Origin of the sequence: Apilactobacillus zhangqiuensis, assembly GCF_019656215.1 — a bacterium.
Taxonomy (GTDB): Bacteria; Bacillota; Bacilli; order Lactobacillales; family Lactobacillaceae; genus Apilactobacillus; species Apilactobacillus zhangqiuensis.
Map to the genome: position 1 here is coordinate 1 of NZ_BPLK01000007.1, position 3249 is coordinate 3249.

2 rRNA genes are annotated in these 3249 nt (G+C 48.4%); both read left to right on the plus strand.

The window, feature by feature from the left end:
- Window positions 1–155 precede the first annotated feature (155 nt).
- Window positions 156–3074, plus strand: a 23S ribosomal RNA gene (locus tag K5Q07_RS06795).
- 69 nt (window positions 3075–3143) lie between these two features.
- A 5S ribosomal RNA gene (rrf, locus tag K5Q07_RS06800) occupies window positions 3144–3249 on the plus strand; the annotation flags it as partial.

Genomic DNA, 3249 nt, shown 5'->3' on the forward strand with positions numbered 1-3249 from the left:
TACTTGGTTCTTTGAAAACTAGATATTATTTAATTTCTATATTGAATTTGTATAAAAATACAATTTCAACCGAGAACACCGCGTTATTTTGAGTTTTAAAATATTAGTTTATTCGTAAATACTCAACTAACCAAACATCACGTAGTGATGAAATAGGTTAAGTTATGAAGGGCGCATGGTGGATGCCTTGGCACTAGGAGCCGATGAAGGACGGGACTAACACCGATATGCTTCGGGGAGCTGTACGTAAGCTTTGATCCGGAGATTTCCGAATGAGGAAACTCGATAATCTTAATCGATTATCACCAGCTAGAGAATACATATCTAGTTTGGAGGCAGACGTGGGGAACTGAAACATCTAAGTACCCACAGGAAGAGAAAGAAATTTCGATTCCCTAAGTAGCGGCGAGCGAACGGGGAACAGCTCAAACCAAAGAGCTTGCTCTTTGGGGTTGTAGGACTGAACATTTGAGTTACCAAGTTAATTGATAGTCGAATTATCTGGGAAGTTAAGCGATACAGGGTGATAGCCCCGTAGGCGAAATCAATTAACCTCAGTTCAGGATCCTGAGTACGGCGACACACGTGAAACGTCGTCGGAATCCGGGAGGACCATCTCCCAAAGCTAAATACTCCCTAGTGACCGATAGTGAACCAGTACCGTGAGGGAAAGGTGAAAAGCACCCCGGAAGGGGAGTGAAATAGTTCCTGAAACCATGTGCCTACAAGCAGTCAGAGCCCGTTAATGGGTGATGGCGTGCCTCTTGTAGAATGAACCGGCGAGTTATGCTAACATGCAAGGTTAAGGCGAAAAGTCCGGAGCCGTAGCGAAAGCGAGTCTGAATAGGGCGTTACAGTATGTTGGGATAGACCCGAAACCAGGTGATCTACCCATGTTCAGGCTGAAAGTGCGGTAAAACGCACCGGAGGGCCGAACCCGTGTACGTTGAAAAGTGCTGGGATGAAATGTGGGTAGCGGTGAAATTCCAAACGAACTTGGAGATAGCTGGTTCTCTCCGAAATAGCTTTAGGGCTAGCCTCGGACTTAGAATCATGGAGGTAGAGCACTGTTTGGGTGAGGGGCCCGTCATGGGTTACTAAATTCAGATAAACTCCGAATACCATCGATTTATATGTCCGGGAGTCAGACGATGAGTGATAAGATCCATCGTCGAAAGGGGAACAGCCCAGACCACCAATTAAGGTCCCTAAATATATGCTGAGTGGAAAAGGATGTGGAGTTGCATAGACAACTAGGATGTTGGCTCAGAAGCAGCCACCATTTAAAGAGTGCGTAATAGCTCACTAGTCGAGTGATTCTGCGCCGAAAATTTACCGGGGCTAAGCATATTACCGAGATTGTGGACATGACGTAGTCATGTGATAGGAGAGCGTTCTAAGGGCAACGAAGGTAGACTGTAAGGACTGCTGGAGCGCTTAGAAGTGAGAATGCCGGTATGAGTAGCGAAAGAATAGTGAGAATCTATTCCACCGATTGACTAAGGTTTCCTGGGGAAGGCTCGTCCTCCCAGGGTAAGTCGGGACCTAAGCCGAGGCCTAGAGGCGTAGGCGATGGATAACAGGTTGAGATTCCTGTACTAGTTAATTATGTTTGAGCGATGGAGGGACGTAGAAGGCTAACCTGTGCGCACTGTTGGATATGTGCGTTCAAGCAGTAAGTCAGGTAATGAGTGAAATGCTTGTTACCGGGTTGACAAGCTGTGATGAGGATCGAAATAAAGTAGAGAAGTGGGCCATGTCACACTACCGAGAAAAGCTTCTAGTTAGTAATTAACTACCCGTACCGCAAACCGACACAGGTAGTCAAGGAGAGTATCCTAAGGTGAGCGAGTGAACTCTCGTTAAGGAACTCGGCAAAATGACCCCGTAACTTCGGGAGAAGGGGTGCTGCACGCAAGTGCAGCCGCAGTGAAAAGGCTCAGGCGACTGTTTATCAAAAACACAGGTTTCTGCAAAATCGTAAGATGAAGTATAGGGGCTGACGCCTGCCCGGTGCTGGAAGGTTAAGTGGATGAGTTAGCTTCGGCGAAGCCCAGAAACGAAGCCCCAGTAAACGGCGGCCGTAACTATAACGGTCCTAAGGTAGCGAAATTCCTTGTCGGGTAAGTTCCGACCCGCACGAAAGGCGTAACGATCTGAGCACTGTCTCAACGAGAGACTCGGTGAAATTGAGATACCTGTGAAGAAGCAGGTTACCCGCGACAGGACGGAAAGACCCCATGGAGCTTTACTGTAATTTGATATTGGGTGTTGACATAGCTTGTACAGGATAGGTAGGAGCCGTGGAAACCGGAACGCTAGTTTCGGTGGAGGCATTGTTGGGATACTACCCTCGCTGTGCTAACACTCTAACCCGCACCACTCATCGTGGTGGGAGACAGTGTCTGATTGGCAGTTTGACTGGGGCGGTCGCCTCCCAAACAGTAACGGAGGCGCCCAAAGGTTCCCTCAGAATGGTTGGAAATCATTCTTCGAGTGTAAAGGCAAAAGGGAGCTTGACTGCGAGACAGACAGGTCGAGCAGGGACGAAAGTCGGGCTTAGTGATCCGGTGGTTCCGTATGGAAGGGCCATCGCTCAACGGATAAAAGCTACCCTGGGGATAACAGGCTTATCTCCCCCAAGAGTTCACATCGACGGGGAGGTTTGGCACCTCGATGTCGGCTCATCGCATCCTGGGGCTGTAGTTGGTCCCAAGGGTTGGGCTGTTCGCCCATTAAAGCGGTACGCGAGCTGGGTTCAGAACGTCGTGAGACAGTTCGGTCCCTATCCGTCGCGGGCGTAGGAAATTTGAGGGGAGCTGTCTCTAGTACGAGAGGACCGAGATGGACATACCGCTGGTGTACCAGTTGTCCCGCCAGGGGCATCGCTGGGTAGCTATGTATGGATGAGATAAACGCTGAAAGCATCTAAGTGTGAAACCGACCTCAAGATGAAATTTCCCATTCCTTTATGGAAGTAAGACCCCTAAGAGATGATTAGGTAGATAGGCTAGAAGTGGAAGTGCAGTGATGTATGGAGCGGACTAGTACTAATTGGTCGAGGACTTAACCAAGTAAGGTAGTAATCGGCAGAAATAAATAATATCTAGTTTTGAGAGAACGAAGTTCTTTCAGATAAATAGTGTGGTGGCGATAGCTAGAAGGATACACCTGTTCCCATGCCGAACACAGAAGTTAAGCTTCTAAACGCCGAGAGTAGTTGAGGGATCGCCCTCTGCAAGGGTAGGA